Origin of the sequence: Mesorhizobium sp. M7A.F.Ca.CA.004.04.2.1, assembly GCF_004022825.1 — a bacterium.
In the GTDB taxonomy this organism is placed as follows: Bacteria; Pseudomonadota; Alphaproteobacteria; order Rhizobiales; family Rhizobiaceae; genus Mesorhizobium.
In genome coordinates, this window is the sequence record NZ_RZPH01000023.1 from 1 (window position 1) to 16,625 (window position 16,625).

Genomic DNA, 16,625 nt, shown 5'->3' on the forward strand with positions numbered 1-16,625 from the left:
TAGCAGCAGCGCAGCAGCGATATCTTGACGTCGGTGACGTTCTTTTCCTCGGATGCCGCCGCCCTCTCGACTGATTCACGCAGTGTGGTCAAAGTCTCTAAGCCGTCGTGGAAGGCTGTGACAAAAAAATTGTGCCCCTCGCGGTAGGCCCGAGCCATCCGTGCGGCTCCGCCAGCGATCCAGATAGGCGGCGTCGGCTGCTGGACTGTGCGGACCGAAATCGCTGTTGGGGGGATCTTCTCATACTGGCCGTCGTGTTCGAAGACGTTTTGGTTGAGGCCCTTGAGAATGATGTCCAGGTATTCCGAAAAGACGGCCGGCGCCTCATCGATGTCCACGCCGAACCGTTCGAACTCGAACTGCTGGTATCCCAAGCCTACGCCGAGCTCGAGACGGCCGTTCGCAACGATGTCGGCGAAGCCGATCTCGGACAGCAGGCGCTGCGGTTGGTAAAGCGGCAGCACGCAGACGGCAGTGCCCAGGCGAATCGTGCTTGTCAAGCCGCCGCAGTGCGCCACCATCATCAGCGGGGATGGTATGAGGCTGTAATTGTTGAAGTGGTGCTCAGCAAACCACGCGGTGTTGAACCCAGCCTGCTCCGAAGCGACGGCCTGTTCGATGGAGTTGCGGATGACGCTTTCTGAGGATTGGTGATAGCCACGCTGGGCGGCCAGAATGAAAGTGGCAAATTCCATGATTTCTCCTCGTTATAGACACGTCAGCCGACCGGGAATGTGCTCGGCATGCGCATGCTTGGATCTCAAGCACCTCAGGTGCGTCGTGGAGCCGAGGCTTCATAATGCTCGGCCGGTCGCCCTGCGAAGGCCTGGCAATTAACCTGCGGCCTCCGCAAAACATTCGTCATAGAGCTCGCTGGCGTTTCCCGCATCACCGAACGAGGTCCAGCCGCCGTCCACGTAGAGGATCGAGCCGTTGATGTATGAGGCGTCAGACGAAGCAAGGAAGAACGATGCATCTGCGACGTCTTCTGGCCGTCCCATCCTGCCCATGGGGATGCGTCGTCCGATTGCTGTCAGGTCGATGCGGCCGGCTTTGGCCAACTGAGCAAGTGCGGGCGTGCGGATGTGGCCAGGAGCGACGGTGGCTGTCCGAATTCCGACCGGCCCGAGTTCGGCCGCCATGCAACGGGTCAGCATATCCATCCCCGCCTTGGAGGCGCCGTAGGCATGGCGCGGCGCGAACGGCAGAAAGCTGTCGATCGACCCGAGATTGAGGATCACGCCGCCCGGGCGCATAGCCTTGATCGCTTCGCGCGCGCAGGTGAAGGCGCCGGTAAGGTTGACATCCAGGACGTGTTCGAGCTGTTTCGACAGTTGCTCGATCGCAGGCACAATCCTGTCGGCGGTATCAGCACTATTGACCAGAACATCGATATACCCGAAGCGTCCCCTCAGTTCTTCGAACATCGACACCACATCGCTCTCGACGGCCACGTCCAGCGATTTCGCCAGATGCTTGCCGGGGAGCGATGTAGCCAGCTCTGCCGCTGCAGTGCCATCTTTATCAGCAATCACGACGGTGTCGCCGTTCGCGGCAAAGCGGCGAGCGACGGCCGCGCCAATGCTTTTTGCGCCACCGGTGACGAGCACGATTCGCGCATCTGTGCATTCGGCCGGACAGGAGAGCTCGGCTTGGAGCGCACCATCCACCGGCGGGGGAGCATCCCCCGGCTGGTTGAATGACATCCAGCCTCCGTCGACTGCCAGCACCGAGCCGGTGATGTAGCGCGCCTGCGTGCTGCTCAGAAAACGCACGACCCTGGCGATCTCGTCGGGGCGAGCCAAGCGCCCCATCGGCACGCGGCGGCGTATCGCCGCGAGGTCCATTTTGCCAGCGCGTGCCAGTTCTGTGACCATTGGGGTGCGGACGGAGCCCGGCGCCACCGCCGTGACGCGGATTCCTCGCATAGCCCACTCGCATGCAAGGGACTTTGTCAACGAGATCACGCCAGCTTTCGAGGCTGCGTAGGCGTTGCGCCTGGGATTGCCGACCACGCCCGCCATCGAAGCCACATTGACGATCGCACCGCCCGGCTTCATGCGCCGCGCCGCTTCCCGGGCCATAACGAATGGCCCAATAAGGTTCACTGTCACGCCGCGTCGGAAGGTATCGACAGCGGTGTCGATGATCCTATCCATCGTGGGTCCAACCGCCGCATTGTTGATGAGGACATCGATTTGCGCGAACCGTGCTTCGACCTGGCCGAAAAGTGAGAGCATGTCCTTCTCTCGCGACACATCGCACTCCAGACCGACGTGCGGCGACCCGAGATCCCGAGCCAGTTCAACCACACCACTGCCCGGAAGGTCCACCGCAACTACAGTGTCTCCGTCCGCGGCAAGGATATCGACCAGGGCACGGCCGATCCCGCCCGCAGCGCCTGTGATGATTACGGTGCGTGCTGCCAGTTTCACGAGAGCTTCTCCACGATGACCGCTTGTGATCTCAGCCCATCAACCTTGGGCGGAATGAAGGGCCGAGCCAAATCGTTGCAGTGACCGCCAGTCGCGGCCCCACACAGATGTCGTTCCCGTAGGGCGCTCATCCTCCATTCCTACCCACTTATGCAGCTCCCAGTTGGGGACCCTCGACGCCATCTTGGTCGGTGGGGATGTGACCCTTGAGCAACTGGTAGATGGGATCGTCTGGATGTGGTGCTCCAATCGGCTGTCGCCGGCCGAACCTATCTGCCTCAAGAATCGCTGGCGGGATTTGCTCCTCAACCCAATCGTAGACGACTGTCCGTTCCGCAATTCGCCACTCGTCCTGCCTCTTCTGAAACAGATCGCAGTAACGGCCGCAAAGCAGCGTCTGACGTATTTCTTGGTCTGTATCCGGTCCGCGTTGCAGCGCGGTGAAATAGCTCTCGACCGCGGCCTCTGCTGAACTGATGAAGTCGATCAGGCTGTTCGTGATTTGATGGATGTTACGGTGCCCCGGCAGACCGAGAGCAAATTGGATGAAGTCCTCTGCCGGTCCGCAATAGGGACCGTGCCTGTCATACGCTTCGGGCCAGTATGCGCTACGCAGCGCCGCCTCATCGGCGCGGTCTATCCCGCGGCAGTACCGATACAGGCAGTTGCGGATCGCCTCTCGGTCACGCAGTTCGGTAATTTTCGCGTGGTCGACAGGGTCTGTCGCGAATTGTATGATTGTTTTGTCCTTCCCGATGCCAGTCTGCACTTTGCGTGTGTCTCTCTCTACAACTGAGTTAGCGGGGGGCTCGTCAACTTCCAGAGCTTGTTCGGGGCAGGCTCGTACCCCTTTTGAGGCAAGCAGTTGCTCCCCATCGGCAACATCAATATCACCGGGCAAGATGTAGCCGGCGTCATCAAGCTTGAAGACTCTCGGCGCCCGCGCCCAGCAGCGCGCATGACCCTGGCATCTGGCTTTATGTACGACGACACGCATAGCGAACTCCAATGTCGTTGGCTGAAACTTCAGGACCATTCCAGGATCAGATTCTCGATCCCGAACACATGGCCGCCGAAGGTGATAGGTTCAGTCCCTGTCTTGATCCGAAAGGCTGGGATGCGCGCCAGCCACTCCTCCAGGCCAATGACAATCTCCCGCCGGGCAAGGTGTGAGCCAAGACAACGATGGGGACCATAGCCAAAGGCAGCGTGCCGGTTGTCCTCGCGCGCCAGATCGATCTCATTCGGGCATTCGAATTCCGCCGGGTCACGATTGGCAATCATCGTGGCACAGGAAACATAATCTCCCTTGCGGATCGGCGCGCCTTTGAAGTCGACATCCTTCGTTGCCACTCGGATCATCTGAATGGTCGAATAGGCGCGCAGCAATTCTTCCGCAGCGACGGCAATCCGGTCAGGTTCGCTTCGTAGCAATTCCTGATCTTTGGGGTTGCGCGCGAGATGGGCCAAGTCGAAGCATATGGCTGCTGAGACCGTGTCGAGTCCCGCGACGAACACAAGCACGCCGATGCCACGGACTTCTTCGTCACTGAGCAGACGACCCTCGACCTTTGCCTTCACGATGAAGGTCATGAAATCATCGACCGGCTCCTTGCGGCGCTCGGTGGCAAGTTCGTCGATGAAGGCCACGATCGTCCGGGCTGCGGGTGGTCGTTGCTCCTTATCGCCGTGGAGCAGATCTCTAGCCCAGCCGACAAATGTTTCTAGTCCGTTGTCCGAAAGCCCAATAAAGCGAAGGAAGATATTGACCGCGAACGGAACTGCAAAATCCTTCATGATGTCGCAGCTCGTGCCTGATGCGGCGATCCTGTCGATCAGCTTGATCGCTCGTTCCCGGACAGCCGGCTCCAATGCCATTACCCGCTTTGGCGAAAGCAGCGGATTGAGCAGTGAGCGAAAAACACCGTGGAATGGCGGATCGAGCTCAAGCGGGATCATCGGCCAGCTCTCGCCGAGCACAGAGGCGAAGATGCTGCGATGGCTGGAAAACGTTTCGGTGTCCTGCAGCACCCGGCGCTGGTCGCTCGCGCGAGTGATGACCCAGGTACCCCGACCGTCGCGCGTGTTGCTGGTTGAATAAAAGATCGGAGGCCCGGCATGAACGCAAGCAACCGCTGCATGCGGATCCCCGTTAGCCGTCGGCAACATGCCGGGCGACGTAAACAGGTTGAAGTCCCTCACCATTTCGGGCGGGACATGATCTGGAACCGGCCGCGATTTAACCGCGCCAGAATCGAGAGACCGTTCATGAGATGCTGTCGGCATTTGCATGCAATCGTCGGTGCAAGCTCCGTGCCGAATTCGTCTTTCGATAATCCTTGCCGTTTGCTGGGCAACAGGTGGCGCCTGCGCTGACTTGCTGGTCGGGATTGCAACATTCTTGTCCAGCGTCGGACACAGAATGTAGAATGCTAGACAGCGACTTGGAGCAACTCAACTGGTGGGATCGCTAGCCGATCATGTGCCCGGGGAGCATCCAGTTCGAAAGCTTGCGCTAAGCGGCTTGGTGACTTGGCCGAGGTCACCAGGTGGAAACGACCAACACTTGGGGTGAGCCTAGTGGCGCTCCCCTCGATGATGTCTGGCGGGGTGGTTAGCCGCCTCCGTAGGACAAGATCAGTCTACACGAATGGACTATAGCCTCTCCTCGCATGCCTCATTGGCCGTCCTTCAGAGCCGGCCACACGAGCTTTTGTCTTTCAGCAGGGCGTTTTTCTCGCCAGCTACAGAGCCACACCGACGCCATTAATGAGCGTCCAGTCGACGGGTTGGATGGCCCTGTCCATCTTGCCCAGCACCTTGGCTTAGCATTTGCCGGTGCGGCGGAAGCCTTCAAGACGCAGTTCTTGACCTTCTCCAGATCAGCCTCGGATGGATATCGGCAAGGGTTCAGCTCGTCCTTTTGAACTTGCGCATCTTCGTGTTGGCCAACCCCAGGCCGCCCGACATATTTGCGGTCTATCCGGCACCTCAACTTCGAACAACCTTGCGGCAAGCTCTTGGGATAGCCCACGCTCGTGCCTCCACCACCCGCTCAGCAGAGCCAGATTTGTCGTTGATGGCACGGAACTTGCGGAGTCATTCGCAGATGCGTCACGGACCGAGAGTGTCGTCCCATGAATTCGATCACCAAAAAGGCCGCCCGACGTTGCTGGGACCGCCTGCAATTACCTTATCCCAGAATTGGGAGCAACGGCTTCAAAAGGGATAACTCATCACCTCAATTTTGTCGATCGCGCGGCCATCGAACCGCAGCCATCGATCAGACTTCCGCCTCGTTGCACTCATTGCGACCGCCTTGGTGCTTGCGACAACCGCTCAATTCTGGCTGCCAGGATAACCACATATGGCGACGGAACTTCCTGCTTCAAAGCAATATAGAGATCGTCGATCATCCCCCCATCAAGGCCTCGATCGAGGACACCGCGTTCGGCTTGCTTGGTTCGCAGTGAACAGACCGCACTTCGACGAATGCGATCGATGCGACCGCGCCGAGAACTCTCCCGCATTGTCGACGGTTGGGTCCGTCGGCCCTCCGATGAGGCCTCGGATGCGTCGGGCTCCGAGGCCTCGACTGATGCCGACTGGCCGCCGCCGGAAGGTCTCGCGGCTTTGATCCCCGGCGATGTAGCCACCCCTGCTGCAACAGCTCCTAGCCGGAGAACTCATTCATGACCGAATCGGCGACAGATTTAGTGGACGCGGCTTTGTTCGACCGAGATCGGCTTGACCCAGAAAGTCCCTATCAACGTTCTGGCCCTGCATGGGGTGCCATCATTTCGCTTTCCTTCGGCACCTTCGGGCTTGTGACGGCAGAGTTTCTGCCCGCCAGCGTTCTGACACCGCTCGCGCATGATCTCCGTATCACCACGGGCACGGCTGGACAGGCGCTAACAGCGGCCGCAATCGTCGCGGCGATCTCGGCACCGATAATCGCCATCGTGACAAAGCGTCTGGACCGCAGGGTCGTCATCTGGGCGATGACGCTCCTGCTGATCCTGTCGAACGTTCTGGCGGAGGTTGCGGGGTCGCTGCCGGTTTTGCTGGCGGCACGCGTCGTCCTTGGCATATCGCTTGGTGGTTTTTGGTCAATTTCGGCAGCGTTGGCGATGCGGCTGGTTCCAAGTCACCTCATGCCGCGCGCCATGTCGGTCATCCTCACCGGCGTTTCTGTCGCCTCCGTCTGCGCGGCTCCAATCGGCGCTTATGTCGGTGACATTTGGGGATGGCGAGCCTCGTTCAAGGTCGCCGCAATCGTGAGTGCCGTTGCGCTGCTCGTGCAACTCGTAACCATTCCGCCACTGCCTCCGATCGAAGTGCGCAGATTCCGCAGTCCGCTGGATGTCGCGAAGAATCCGGCGATGAAGGTTGCGGTGCTAGTCGTGCTATTGGTCGCTTCCGGCCATTTTGCCAGCTTCGCCTACATCCGCGCCTTTCTCGAGAGCGTTCCTGCGCTCGACAAGAAGTCAATCCCGCTCGTGTTCCTTGCTTTTGGCACGGCCGGCGTCTTCGGCAATTTAGCCGGCGCATTCCTCACCAAACACAGTCTCAAGGCGGTCGCGGCCCTGCCGCCCCTGCTCATTGCCGTAGCCGCTGTCTCGCTCCTGACCATGAGAGCATCGGCCTTGACCTCGGCAATTGCAGTTGCCGTATGGGGCTTTGCTTTTGGCGCGGTCCCGGTCGGATTGCAGACATGGATGGTGCTACGCGCCGCTCCGAAACAGGCCGAGAGCGCTGGTGTACTGATGGTCATAACCTTCCAAGTGGCCATCGCAGCCGGCACAACTTGCGGTGGCCTATTGGTGGATCACACGGGTATTGCCAGTGTCTTTGTCTACAGCGCGGTTGCCACGTTCCTCGCTGTCTTGACAGTATTTTTGCTCGGCCCGAACCGCAAAACCTGACCGCCTGGTGGGGAGTGACGGTCGGCGGCGTTCACGCTATTGTCACCTCTGAGCTCGGCCCAAAGGCCGCGGCTTCGTCGTAACCATGCGGTCGATGGGGCAGCGCCAAATTGCTTCCTGCTCATCGCGTTGCGATAATACAGCGCGCTTATTGCGTCATCGTGTCCCCGGTCTCGGCTTCAATGCCCGGCTACTGGCTGCGGAGGCAGATGGGCGCCGGCGTCCCACCGACGACGATCGGTCTTTTCTCATGTAGCTGTCGGGGAAACGAGGCAGGTTTTCCGCCAGAACCCGCCAGTCGTCGCGCTCGCGTTCGCCTTCCTTGCGCGCACCGAACAACTGGATGATGATCTTGCCGTCGGACCCATATGCTTCGAGCGAGGTGACGTGACTGTCATTGGTCGGCTTGCGCACGGCCCAAACCTCACGGATTTGGTGGGTCCTGAGATGCAGCCGGAACGTTTCGTCCAGCACATGGATGCACGGCCCGATCTGCTTGACCGACTTGATTAAGCCGGAATGGGTCTGGATAGAACCTCGGTTGCCGACGAAGCACATGATCGGCAATTCGTCTTCGGCCGCACGCTGGAGCACGGCGCCAACTGCGGCATTGTCGAGCAGCCAAGCGTAATCCTGGCCGACCATGCGCAAAGCCTGGCAGCGGCTGAGCTTGAGCGTCTTTAGAAGGTTGACGTCAGTCAGCCGGCTCCAGTACTCGCGTAGGTCGTCCACCGTGCCGGCCCAGTCCGCAGTCCTCGCGCCCAGGTCGGCTACTCTCGCCTTAAGCGACATGGTCGGCTCCTGGTTGGCGGATACGAGCTCGGCCACCAGCTTTCGATAGGCATGAAGGTTGGAGACCGGCCTGAGATGCACCTTATGCACTGCTGCGCCGGCGGCGTCGAAGAATTGCAAACTGCGCTGGATTCCGCCGCGATGGCGCCTTTCAACAGCGAAACCATACCTCCAAGCCTGCGGGAAGACGCGAAGGTCGAATTCGTCACCAAGGACCATGGCGTGATTGTTGCCGGTTATCACTCTGTTGAAGACGCCAATCTTTTCGTGCACGGCACCTTGATTGCGGGTCAGCGCCGTCACTTCGCCCACGAATTCGAGGCCCGTCAGAAGGTGATTGACGCGCGGGTCGATGCGTGCCGCGCCGAAACCGCAATGGGCCGCGACCAGTTCCGCTTCCGAAATGGCCAATTGGGCGGCGAAATCACGCGCGGGAATGTTCGGACAGACTTCCCACGCACGCCGGATTTCGTTGGGCGACCGCTTCTTGCGCTGATCCATGTTTTTACCCCTGCCCCGTTCTTCTTTTGACGATCGATCGAAAAACGGGCCTCAGGGATGTGCACGGCGGACGCGATCGATCGTCAGGCACATGCCAGTCGAATCCTGTCTCCGGGCGGTCAGCGGCCAATCGCCGGTAGCGAGCGATTGTTGGGTGGTCGGCGCCAATCGGCCGATCGAGCATTCGGGTACCACCGGCGGTGCTGCTTTCCCACCAAGGCGGGTCTGATGGATCATATTGCTTTCCTTCGTTCTTCGATTGCGAGGGCAACCCAAAGGTGAATCGGCCGGCAATTTTGCCGCCGCAACGAAGGCTTCACAAAAATCGTGCCAGTTGCTCCGCGGCAAGCTCTGAACATCTTTGGCTCTGTTCATTGCTTTACGCGTGAGTGCATCGCGAACTCAGGCGCCCTTCCTGTGACGCGGACGCGACAAACCCGACAGTAAGTGTCGGTTGTCGGACGTCTCCCCAGCAATCGAGCATAAGAGACGTCGGGATGTCCTACGGTTTTTGACACGTCTTCCCTTTGGCACGGTCCATGCGAGATGATCCACGAAAACGCCGGACCGAGGAGAAATCGAGCCATGATTACGCTCACCGACAACGCTGTTGCCGCCATCAAGGCCGCTCTTTACCGCGCCAGCGAGCCGGCGGAAGGATTTCGCATCATGGTCCATGCCGGCGGCTGCGCCGGCTTCCAATACTCAATGGGCCTGGAGAGCGTCTCACGTGAGGGCGATGCGATCATCGAGCGAGATGGGCTCAAGGTGTTCATGGATAGAGGCTCCCAACCCCATGCCGCCGGCATGACCGTGGACTTCGTCACTGGGCTCGAAACATCCGGCTTTGTTTTCGATAACCCCAATGCGCGTGAGACGTGCGGCTGCGGCAAGTCCTGCAAATGATTGCGAGGGAACAGGCTATGTTCGACTATAGCGACGCCAAGGAATACTGCGTCGAACCGGTAACCGCCGGCGCTCTGGAACCGGCCGACACGCACTGTCGGCCCGGAACAATTGCGTTCGGTGATGCACCAAATCGCGATCATCGATCGTTGCCGTGGGCAAGCAAACAAAATTGCCCGAAACAGCTGAATTCCCGGCGGATGCCGCCACCAAAGGGCAATGTCGACAGCGACCGGTCAGCCAAGCCATCGCTCCCCCGGCCGCCCACCTTACCAGATACGATATGCGCCAGAGGTTCAATGGCCCGACTACCCTTGAATCATTTCAGCAGTTGAAGGATCACTCCCATGAACCCTGTCTATCTCGACAACAACGCAACGACGCGGGTTGATCCTGCAGTCGTTGGAGCGATGTTGCCTTTCTTTACGGAGCAATTTGGCAATCATTCGTCCATGCACGCCTATGGCGCATCGGTTGCTGAAGCCGTGAGAAAGGCGAGGCAACAGTTGCAAGCCCTCATCGGCGCGGGATTCGAGGACGAGATCATCTTCACCTCGGGCGGGACTGAAAGCGACAGTACAGCCATCCTTTCGGCGCTGGAGGTGATGCCCGACCGAACGGAAATAGTGACTTCCGCGGTTGAACATCCGGCCGTTCTGAAGTTGTGCGCGCACCTTGAGAAGACGCGCGGCGTCAAGGTGCACATTATCCCAGTCGATCACTACGGCCGGCTCGACCTGGACGCCTACAGAACCGCCCTCACCCCACAAGTGGCAATCGTCTCGATAATGTGGGCGAACAATGAGACCGGTACGATCTTTCCCGTGGTTAAGCTTGCCGATCTAGCCAGGGAAGTCGGCGCGCTTTTCCACACTGATGCAGTGCAGGCGGTCGGAAGGCTTCCGATTGAGCTGAAATCGACCGCGATCGACATGCTGTCGCTCTCCGCCCACAAGCTGCATGGTCCAAAGGGGATAGGCGCGCTTTATGTAAGACGTGGCGTGCGCTTCTCCTCCATGATCAAGGGTGGGCACCAAGAGCGCGACCGGCGTGCAGGCACTGAAAACACACCCGGCATAGTCGGACTGGGCATGGCGGCCGAACTCGCCTTGAAATTCATGGACGAGACAAAACGAATAAAATGGTTGCGCGACCGCCTTGAGAACGGGATCATCCAGCGCATCCCAAACACATCCATCAACGGCGATCCGCAAGAGCGATTGCCAAACACTGCAAACATTGGATTCGAAGGTATCGAAGGCGATGCAATTCCAATTGTCCTGAGCCGGCTGGGAATCGCCTGTTCCGCCGGGTCCGCCTGTGCCTCTGGCTCACTGGAACCGAGCCATGTTCTGATCGCTATGAACGCGGCATGTGGGGCAGTCCGCTTCTCCTTGTCGCGTGACAACGGCGAAGATGACGTAGACCGCGTGCTTGAGGTCCTGCCTGCGATCACCGAGAAGCTACGGGCCGTTCCCAGTGCTGGACTGTGCGGGCGAGGTGCAGAACAGCTTCATTCCGGCCCGGGTCCGAGCGGCACAATAGCCGACGAGCCGTGAGGTCTTCCTCAACGTGACGACCCTGCGCAAGGAGAGCAGTTAAACTCGGGGTCGCCTTCACCACTTCAGAAAAGCTTGAGATCGCCAAGTCTCTTGCCCAGCCGCCGTGCCAGAGGTCGGCACGCCGTCAGCAATGTCACCAATGCATCGACACCACAATTTCGCGCCGGGAGAATACAATGAACTGCTCCGCTGATAGCCGCCCGATCGATCGCACCGATATCCTAGCGCGACTGAAGGGCCTGTCGGCCGCGGAGGACTTCTTCGCCTGCCTTGACGTCTCCTACGACCCGAAAGTGATGAATGTCTCGCGGCTCCATATCATGAAGCGCGTGGGCCAATACCTTGCCGAAGAAGATTTCTCCGGTCTGCCTAACCAGGTAATCGCCGCGCGGGTGCGCGCCAAGCTGGAACGCGCCTACGAAGATTTCGCGACTTCCTCGCCGCTCACGCAACGTGTGTTCAAGGTGCTAAGGGACCACGATCCAAACATATGTCCCGCACCTGGCCGCGCCTTCGTCCCGCTCGACTCTGCACTGAAGCGGTTCGGAAAGTAATGAGCCCGACACGGCTGCGACGCGACAATGTCGAGAAGTCGACAAATCCAGTCCTCATGACGCCTCCTCGGAAGCAAACGAAGCCACCTTCTGGAATAGAGGCAGGAAGACGACTTGGCATGAACGATGCAGGCAATGAGGTGAACCGCCAAGCACGAATCCGGACTGGGAGCTTAGAGAAACCGCCAATGCATATCGTAGTCTGCATCAAGCAGGTGCCGGATTCGGCACAGATCCGCGTGCACCCGGTGACGAACACGATCATGCGTCAGGGTGTTCCGACCATCATCAATCCTTACGACCTGTTCGCCCTCGAAGAAGCGCTCAAACTGCGCGACGTTCATGGTGGCGAGGTTACTGTGCTCACAATGGGTCCGCCCATGGCGGAGGACTCGCTGCGAAAGGCGCTCGGTTACGGTGCTGACCGAGCAGTTCTCTTGACGGACCGCTATTTTGCCGGATCCGATACGCTGGCGACTTCCTTTGCTCTTTCGCAAGCAATCGCAAAAATTGGGGAGACTTTCGGCAGGCCGGACATCGTCTTCACCGGCAAGCAGACGATTGACGGCGATACCGCCCAGGTCGGACCGGGCATAGCCAAGCGCCTAGATTTATCGCAACTTACCTATGTCGCGAAGATTGCCTCCATCGATCTCGATACGCGAGAGATCGAAGTCGCTCGTCGCGCCGAAGGCGGCACCCAGTTGCTGAAGAGCAGACTCCCTTGCCTCATTACCATGCTGGAAGACACCAACGAAATCCGCCGGGGCTCGCTCCAGCAGGCTCTGTGCGCGGCGCGCAGCCAAGTCGTGAAGTGGACTGCAGCCGACGCCGGCATTGACGATCTCACCCGGTGCGGTCTGCGTGGCTCGCCTACAGTCGTCAAGCGTGTTTTCGCCCCCACCGCACGGGCAGAAAGGGCGGCGCAGATCGACACCGCGGAAAGGGGCTTGCAGGACATAGCCGATGAACTCATCGCCGATATCTTAACCCGCCGGCCGGCGCTGGAACATGAGCTGGCCTTCAACAGCGGCACGTGACGGCCAGGAGCAGAAAATGTCGACCGCAAGCCAAACTACCCCTCGCATTGCCCCCGGCCGTGCCGGTGTAAAGAAAGAACTTCCCGACCGTTTCAAAGACTACCGGCACGTGTGGGTCTTCCTCGAGCTCGAACGCGGCAATGTGCATCCTGTATCCTTCGAACTGCTGGGCGAAGGCCGCAAATTAGCCGACAAGCTTGAAGTCCAGCTCGCGGGCGTCGTGCTGGGACCGCCGGGCGAGATGGTCGCGGACGCTGTTGCCGAGGCCTTCGCTTACGGGGCGGATCTTGTCTACATCGTCGATGCGCCGCCGCTCGCCGACTACCGGAACGAGCCGTTCGCCAAGGCGCTCACGGATCTGGTCAATACCCATAAACCCGAAATCCTCCTTCTCGGCGCGACCACACTGGGCAGGGATCTTGCAGGCTCGGTAGCGACGACCCTGCAGACGGGGCTCACGGCCGACTGCACCGAACTTGATGTAGATTCCGACGGTTCACTCGCCGCGACCCGTCCGACTTTTGGTGGCTCATTGTTGTGTACGATCTATACACTAAATTACCGGCCGCAAATGGCGACGGTGCGACCAAGGGTCATGCCTATGCCGCAACGGGTGGATAAGCCGGTCGGGCGTGTCATGCGGCACAAGCTGTCGCTCGTTGAGGACGATATCGTCACCAAAGTCCTCGGCTTCCTACCGGATAACCAGTCGGCAATGGCAAATCTTGCCTATGCGGATGTCGTGGTTGCGGGAGGCCTCGGTCTCGGAGCGGCGGAGAACCTTCAGCTTGTGAAGAATCTTGCCCGAGCGATCGGCGCCGAGCATGGCTGTTCGCGCCCCTTGGTCCAGAAGGGCTGGATGCCGGCTGATCGACAGATTGGACAAACTGGCAAGACCATTCGACCGAAGCTTTACATCGCGGCCGGAATTTCCGGCGCCATCCAGCACCGAGTTGGGGTCGAGGGGGCCGATCTCATCGTCGCGATCAACACCGATCCGAACGCGCCGATTTTCGAGTTCGCCCACCTCGGGATCGTCACGGATGCAATCCGCTTCCTGCCCGCACTGACGGAAGCCTTCACCCGGCGGCTGTCGCCGCACAGTCGAGACAAGCTTGCGAGTTGAGGGAGAGGACATGATTGAACAATTCGATGCCATTGTGGTCGGAGCCGGCATGTCTGGAAACGCAGCTGCTTACACTTTGGCAAGCCAGGGGCTGAAGGTACTGCAGTTGGAGCGCGGGGAATATCCGGGCTCTAAGAACGTCCAGGGTGCCATAATGTACGCGAACATGCTGGAGAAGATCATCCCGGACTTCCGGGATGATGCGCCCCTCGAGCGGCACCTGGTCGAACAGCGACTTTGGGTGATGGACGACACGTCTCACACCGGAATTCATTACCGGTCGGACGACTTCAATGAGGCGAAACCCAACCGCTACACGATCATCCGCGCCCAGTTCGACAAATGGTTTTCCCGCAAGGTGCGCGAGGCTGGCGCGACGGTCCTGTGTGAGACGACCGCGACGGAACTCGTCCGTGATGGCAATGGCAAGGTGATCGGCGTCCGCACAGACCGGGCTGGCGGAGTGGTCTTCGCGAATGTGGTCGTTCTCGCAGAAGGGGTGTCGGGATTGCTTGGCACTCGCGCAGGCCTGCGCGAGATGCCGAAGCCGGAGACCGTGGCGATTGCCGTCAAGGAAATGCATTTCTTGCCCGAAGAGGTCATTGGCCAGCGGTTCGGGGTGAAGGGCGATGAAGGCTGCGTAATCGAGGCCGTGGGCACGATCTCTCGCAGCATGGCCGGGCTCGGCTTCCTTTACACCAATAAGGAGTCGATTTCACTCGGCATCGGCTGCCTGGTCTCGGATTTCGCCGCGACGATGGAGAGCCCGTCCGCCCTCCTGGATGCGATGAAAAACCATCCTTCGATCCGGCCGCTGATCGCTGGCTCGGAGGTGAAAGAATATGCCGCCCATCTTATCCCCGAAGGTGGTTACAGGGCCATTCCGCAGCTATTCGGCGACGGTTGGGTCATCGTCGGCGACGCAGCGCAACTGAACAATGCCATTCACCGTGAGGGTTCGAACCTTGCCATGACCTCGGGTCGTGTCGCGGCTGAGGCGATCATCAAAGTCAAAAGCCGCAACGGTCCTATGACCAAAGCGAACCTTGCGCTCTACAAGACGATGCTGGATGACTCCTTTGTGATCAAGGATCTTAAGAAATACAAGGACATGCCAGCCTTACTCCACACCAATTCCAGCAACTTTTTTGACAGCTATCCGCGGTTGATGTCGCATGCCGCTCAGACCTTCATGCGTGTCGACGGCACGCCGAAGATCGAGAAGGAAAAGAACACCACGGCCGCCTTCATCAACGCGCGCTCGCGCTGGGGGTTGGTCAGCGACGCGGTCCGCCTGGCATTGGCATGGCGCTGAAGAGGGTACAAGATGACGATCGCAGTGACGAAGGTTCGTGTCGAGGACAAACTTTACCAGAACCGCTATCTGGTCGATTCCGGCCGCCCCCATATCATAGTGCGACCGCACGACAAGCCAAGCGCGAACTTGCTTGCGTTGACCTACGTCTGTCCGGCGAAATGCTATGAGTTGAATGACAAGGGTCAAGTCGAGATCACCGCCGACGGCTGCATGGAATGCGGCACCTGCCGGATATTGTGCGAGAAAGGCGGCGACATCGAGTGGAACTATCCGCGCGGCGGCTTTGGTGTCCTGTTCAAGTTCGGATGATCAGCCGGTGCCAAGAGCATGCCGGCAGCGAGCAACTGCGGCACACCATGAGCCTCTCCATCCACTTGCAAAGAGCTAGTGAATATTGGGTTTCGCAATTCAAGTTTCCTCGACTTGGTAGGGGTATCCTCAGGCCACGGGGCGCCTGTGCCGGACTTACCACCGGTAACGTGGTCGAGCCCCTTTGGACAATGTCCGGCCATCGTGCCGGATGGCAGCCACAACGGCCGGTGAGCAAATGGAACGGCACAATCCATGATAAAGACGTATGTGCTAGTGCATGGTGCCTGGCATGGCGGATGGTGTTGGCGGGACGTCGCCGCCAATCTTCGCAAGATGGGATGCCACGTGACCACGCCTACCCAGACAGGTGTCGGCGAACGCGCACGTTTGCTGTGCAAGGACATCACGCCCGACACATTCGTGACCGACATCGTCAACCACATTGTAACGGAAGAGCTGAGCGATGTGATCCTTGTCGGTCACAGTCTAGGCGGCATCAGCATCACCGGCGCCGCCGACCGGATACCCGACCATATCAGCCATCTCGTTTATCTCGACGGCGCCATCGTCGAGAGCGGTCAAAGTGTATTCAGCACCATGCCCCCCGACATCGTCGCCGCCCGTCGAAAATTGGTTGCGGAGGAAGGACGGGGTATCTTCATGCCGACTCCGCCGCCAACAGCATTCGGCACTCCCGAGGGACACTCGCTCACGGACTGGGTGCGGCGCCGGATAACACCGCATCCGGCAGGCACCTACGAAAGCGGACTTAAGCTCGAGCACCCGCTCGGCAACGGCAGACCCCGAACCTATGTCGTCTGCACTAATCCACTCCACCCGCCGATGGCGGGAGCGCGAGAATGGGTCGCGAAGCAGGATGGCTGGGCGTGGCAGGAACTCGCCACTGGCCACGACGCAATGATCCTCGCGCCGACGGAAGTTGCTCTCCTTCTTAGCGCTGTCGGCTGAGGAACCAAGTAGGGGGAGCGGCGGCCGATTCTCAGGCCGTGGCCTTGAGCTCTGGTGCAAGGATGTAGGCCCAACGGGTCGTTCCGGTGGCGCCACCGAAACCACTAGGCGGGAGTGGCCTGTCCTGCCGACGTCGCAAGCTTGCGAGCGTTCCGCCGCGGCCGCAGCCCGTAGCGCCGGGCAAC

14 protein-coding genes and 2 pseudogenes are annotated in these 16,625 nt (G+C 59.7%); 9 read left to right on the plus strand and 7 right to left on the minus strand.

Annotation, left to right across the window (positions count from 1 at the left end):
• From EN893_RS02300 to EN893_RS02315, 5 genes and pseudogenes are all read right to left on the minus strand, one after another.
• The coding region (locus EN893_RS02300; RefSeq protein WP_164900693.1) for an LLM class flavin-dependent oxidoreductase at positions 1 to 695 on the minus strand (695 nt) is incomplete at its 3' end.
• A gap of 138 nt (positions 696 to 833) precedes the next feature.
• Positions 834 to 2,435, minus strand: a complete 1,602-nt coding sequence (locus tag EN893_RS02305) for an SDR family oxidoreductase (protein ID WP_128361385.1) — start codon at positions 2,433 to 2,435, stop codon at positions 834 to 836.
• Between the two features lie 148 nt (positions 2,436 to 2,583).
• The gene (locus tag EN893_RS02310; RefSeq protein ID WP_050580531.1) at positions 2,584 to 3,171 is read right to left on the minus strand and encodes a nuclear transport factor 2 family protein; all 588 of its coding nucleotides are present in this window, start codon (positions 3,169 to 3,171) and stop codon (positions 2,584 to 2,586) included.
• Positions 3,172 to 3,309: 138 nt separating this feature from the next.
• Positions 3,310 to 3,471: pseudogene (locus tag EN893_RS38935) on the minus strand (ferredoxin); the annotation flags it as partial.
• Positions 3,462 to 4,640, minus strand: coding sequence for a cytochrome P450 (locus EN893_RS02315; protein WP_063169385.1), 1,179 nt, complete (start codon positions 4,638 to 4,640; stop codon positions 3,462 to 3,464). The gene EN893_RS02315 and the pseudogene EN893_RS38935, both read right to left, overlap by 10 nt.
• 1,487 nt (positions 4,641 to 6,127) lie before the next feature.
• Here EN893_RS02315 and EN893_RS02320 point away from each other — a divergent pair.
• Positions 6,128 to 7,360 (plus strand): MFS transporter, encoded by a 1,233-nt coding sequence (locus EN893_RS02320; RefSeq protein ID WP_063169386.1) that lies wholly within the window; start codon positions 6,128 to 6,130, stop codon positions 7,358 to 7,360.
• 261 nt (positions 7,361 to 7,621) lie between these two features.
• On the opposite strand, the pseudogene EN893_RS02325 reads toward EN893_RS02320, so the two are convergent.
• Together EN893_RS02325 and EN893_RS02330 are read right to left on the minus strand one after the other, a co-directional pair.
• Positions 7,622 to 8,653 (minus strand): annotated as a pseudogene (locus EN893_RS02325) (ChuX/HutX family heme-like substrate-binding protein); the annotation flags it as partial.
• Positions 8,654 to 8,704: 51 nt separating this feature from the next.
• Entirely contained in the window at positions 8,705 to 9,028 is a 324-nt protein-coding gene (locus EN893_RS02330) for a hypothetical protein (protein ID WP_126066777.1), read from the minus strand.
• Between the two features lie 210 nt (positions 9,029 to 9,238).
• On the opposite strand from EN893_RS02330, the gene EN893_RS02335 reads away from it, so the two are divergent.
• The 8 genes from EN893_RS02335 (at position 9,239) to EN893_RS02370 (ending at position 16,440) form a co-directional block, all read left to right on the plus strand.
• Positions 9,239 to 9,559 (plus strand): iron-sulfur cluster assembly accessory protein, encoded by a 321-nt coding sequence (locus tag EN893_RS02335; protein WP_029356570.1) that lies wholly within the window; start codon positions 9,239 to 9,241, stop codon positions 9,557 to 9,559.
• A gap of 347 nt (positions 9,560 to 9,906) precedes the next feature.
• A complete protein-coding gene (nifS, locus tag EN893_RS02340; protein ID WP_063169388.1) occupies positions 9,907 to 11,118 on the plus strand; it encodes a cysteine desulfurase NifS in 1,212 nt (403 codons plus the stop codon).
• 179 nt (positions 11,119 to 11,297) lie between these two features.
• The gene (gene nifW / locus EN893_RS02345; protein WP_063169389.1) at positions 11,298 to 11,675 is read left to right on the plus strand and encodes a nitrogenase stabilizing/protective protein NifW; all 378 of its coding nucleotides are present in this window, start codon (positions 11,298 to 11,300) and stop codon (positions 11,673 to 11,675) included.
• Positions 11,676 to 11,863: 188 nt separating this feature from the next.
• Positions 11,864 to 12,715, plus strand: coding sequence for an electron transfer flavoprotein subunit beta/FixA family protein (locus EN893_RS02350; protein WP_063169390.1), 852 nt, complete (start codon positions 11,864 to 11,866; stop codon positions 12,713 to 12,715).
• 16 nt (positions 12,716 to 12,731) lie between these two features.
• A complete protein-coding gene (locus EN893_RS02355) occupies positions 12,732 to 13,841 on the plus strand; it encodes an electron transfer flavoprotein subunit alpha/FixB family protein (protein WP_128361386.1) in 1,110 nt (369 codons plus the stop codon).
• 10 nt (positions 13,842 to 13,851) lie between these two features.
• Positions 13,852 to 15,156 (plus strand): FAD-binding protein, encoded by a 1,305-nt coding sequence (locus EN893_RS02360; RefSeq protein ID WP_063169391.1) that lies wholly within the window; start codon positions 13,852 to 13,854, stop codon positions 15,154 to 15,156.
• Between the two features lie 12 nt (positions 15,157 to 15,168).
• Positions 15,169 to 15,468, plus strand: a complete 300-nt coding sequence (locus tag EN893_RS02365) for a ferredoxin family protein (RefSeq protein ID WP_024505235.1) — start codon at positions 15,169 to 15,171, stop codon at positions 15,466 to 15,468.
• Positions 15,469 to 15,723: 255 nt separating this feature from the next.
• The gene (locus EN893_RS02370) at positions 15,724 to 16,440 is read left to right on the plus strand and encodes an alpha/beta fold hydrolase (protein WP_063169392.1); all 717 of its coding nucleotides are present in this window, start codon (positions 15,724 to 15,726) and stop codon (positions 16,438 to 16,440) included.
• Positions 16,441 to 16,625: the final 185 nt, after the last annotated feature.

Bases quoted from the DNA above. Each gene is read 5' to 3' on its own strand.
- nifW (WP_063169389.1), top strand. From the start codon at position 11,298: ATGAACTGCTCCGCTGATAGCCGCCCGATCGATCGCACCGATATCCTA.
- EN893_RS02365 (WP_024505235.1), top strand. From the start codon at position 15,169: ATGACGATCGCAGTGACGAAGGTTCGTGTCGAGGACAAACTTTACCAG.
- EN893_RS02370 (WP_063169392.1), top strand. From the start codon at position 15,724: ATGATAAAGACGTATGTGCTAGTGCATGGTGCCTGGCATGGCGGATGG.
- EN893_RS02320 (WP_063169386.1), top strand. From the start codon at position 6,128: ATGACCGAATCGGCGACAGATTTAGTGGACGCGGCTTTGTTCGACCGA.
- EN893_RS02330 (WP_126066777.1), bottom strand. From the start codon at position 9,028: ATGAACAGAGCCAAAGATGTTCAGAGCTTGCCGCGGAGCAACTGGCAC.
- nifS (WP_063169388.1), top strand. From the start codon at position 9,907: ATGAACCCTGTCTATCTCGACAACAACGCAACGACGCGGGTTGATCCT.
- EN893_RS02360 (WP_063169391.1), top strand. From the start codon at position 13,852: ATGATTGAACAATTCGATGCCATTGTGGTCGGAGCCGGCATGTCTGGA.
- EN893_RS02335 (WP_029356570.1), top strand. From the start codon at position 9,239: ATGATTACGCTCACCGACAACGCTGTTGCCGCCATCAAGGCCGCTCTT.
- EN893_RS02315 (WP_063169385.1), bottom strand. From the start codon at position 4,640: ATGGTGAGGGACTTCAACCTGTTTACGTCGCCCGGCATGTTGCCGACG.
- EN893_RS02350 (WP_063169390.1), top strand. From the start codon at position 11,864: ATGCATATCGTAGTCTGCATCAAGCAGGTGCCGGATTCGGCACAGATC.
- EN893_RS02355 (WP_128361386.1), top strand. From the start codon at position 12,732: ATGTCGACCGCAAGCCAAACTACCCCTCGCATTGCCCCCGGCCGTGCC.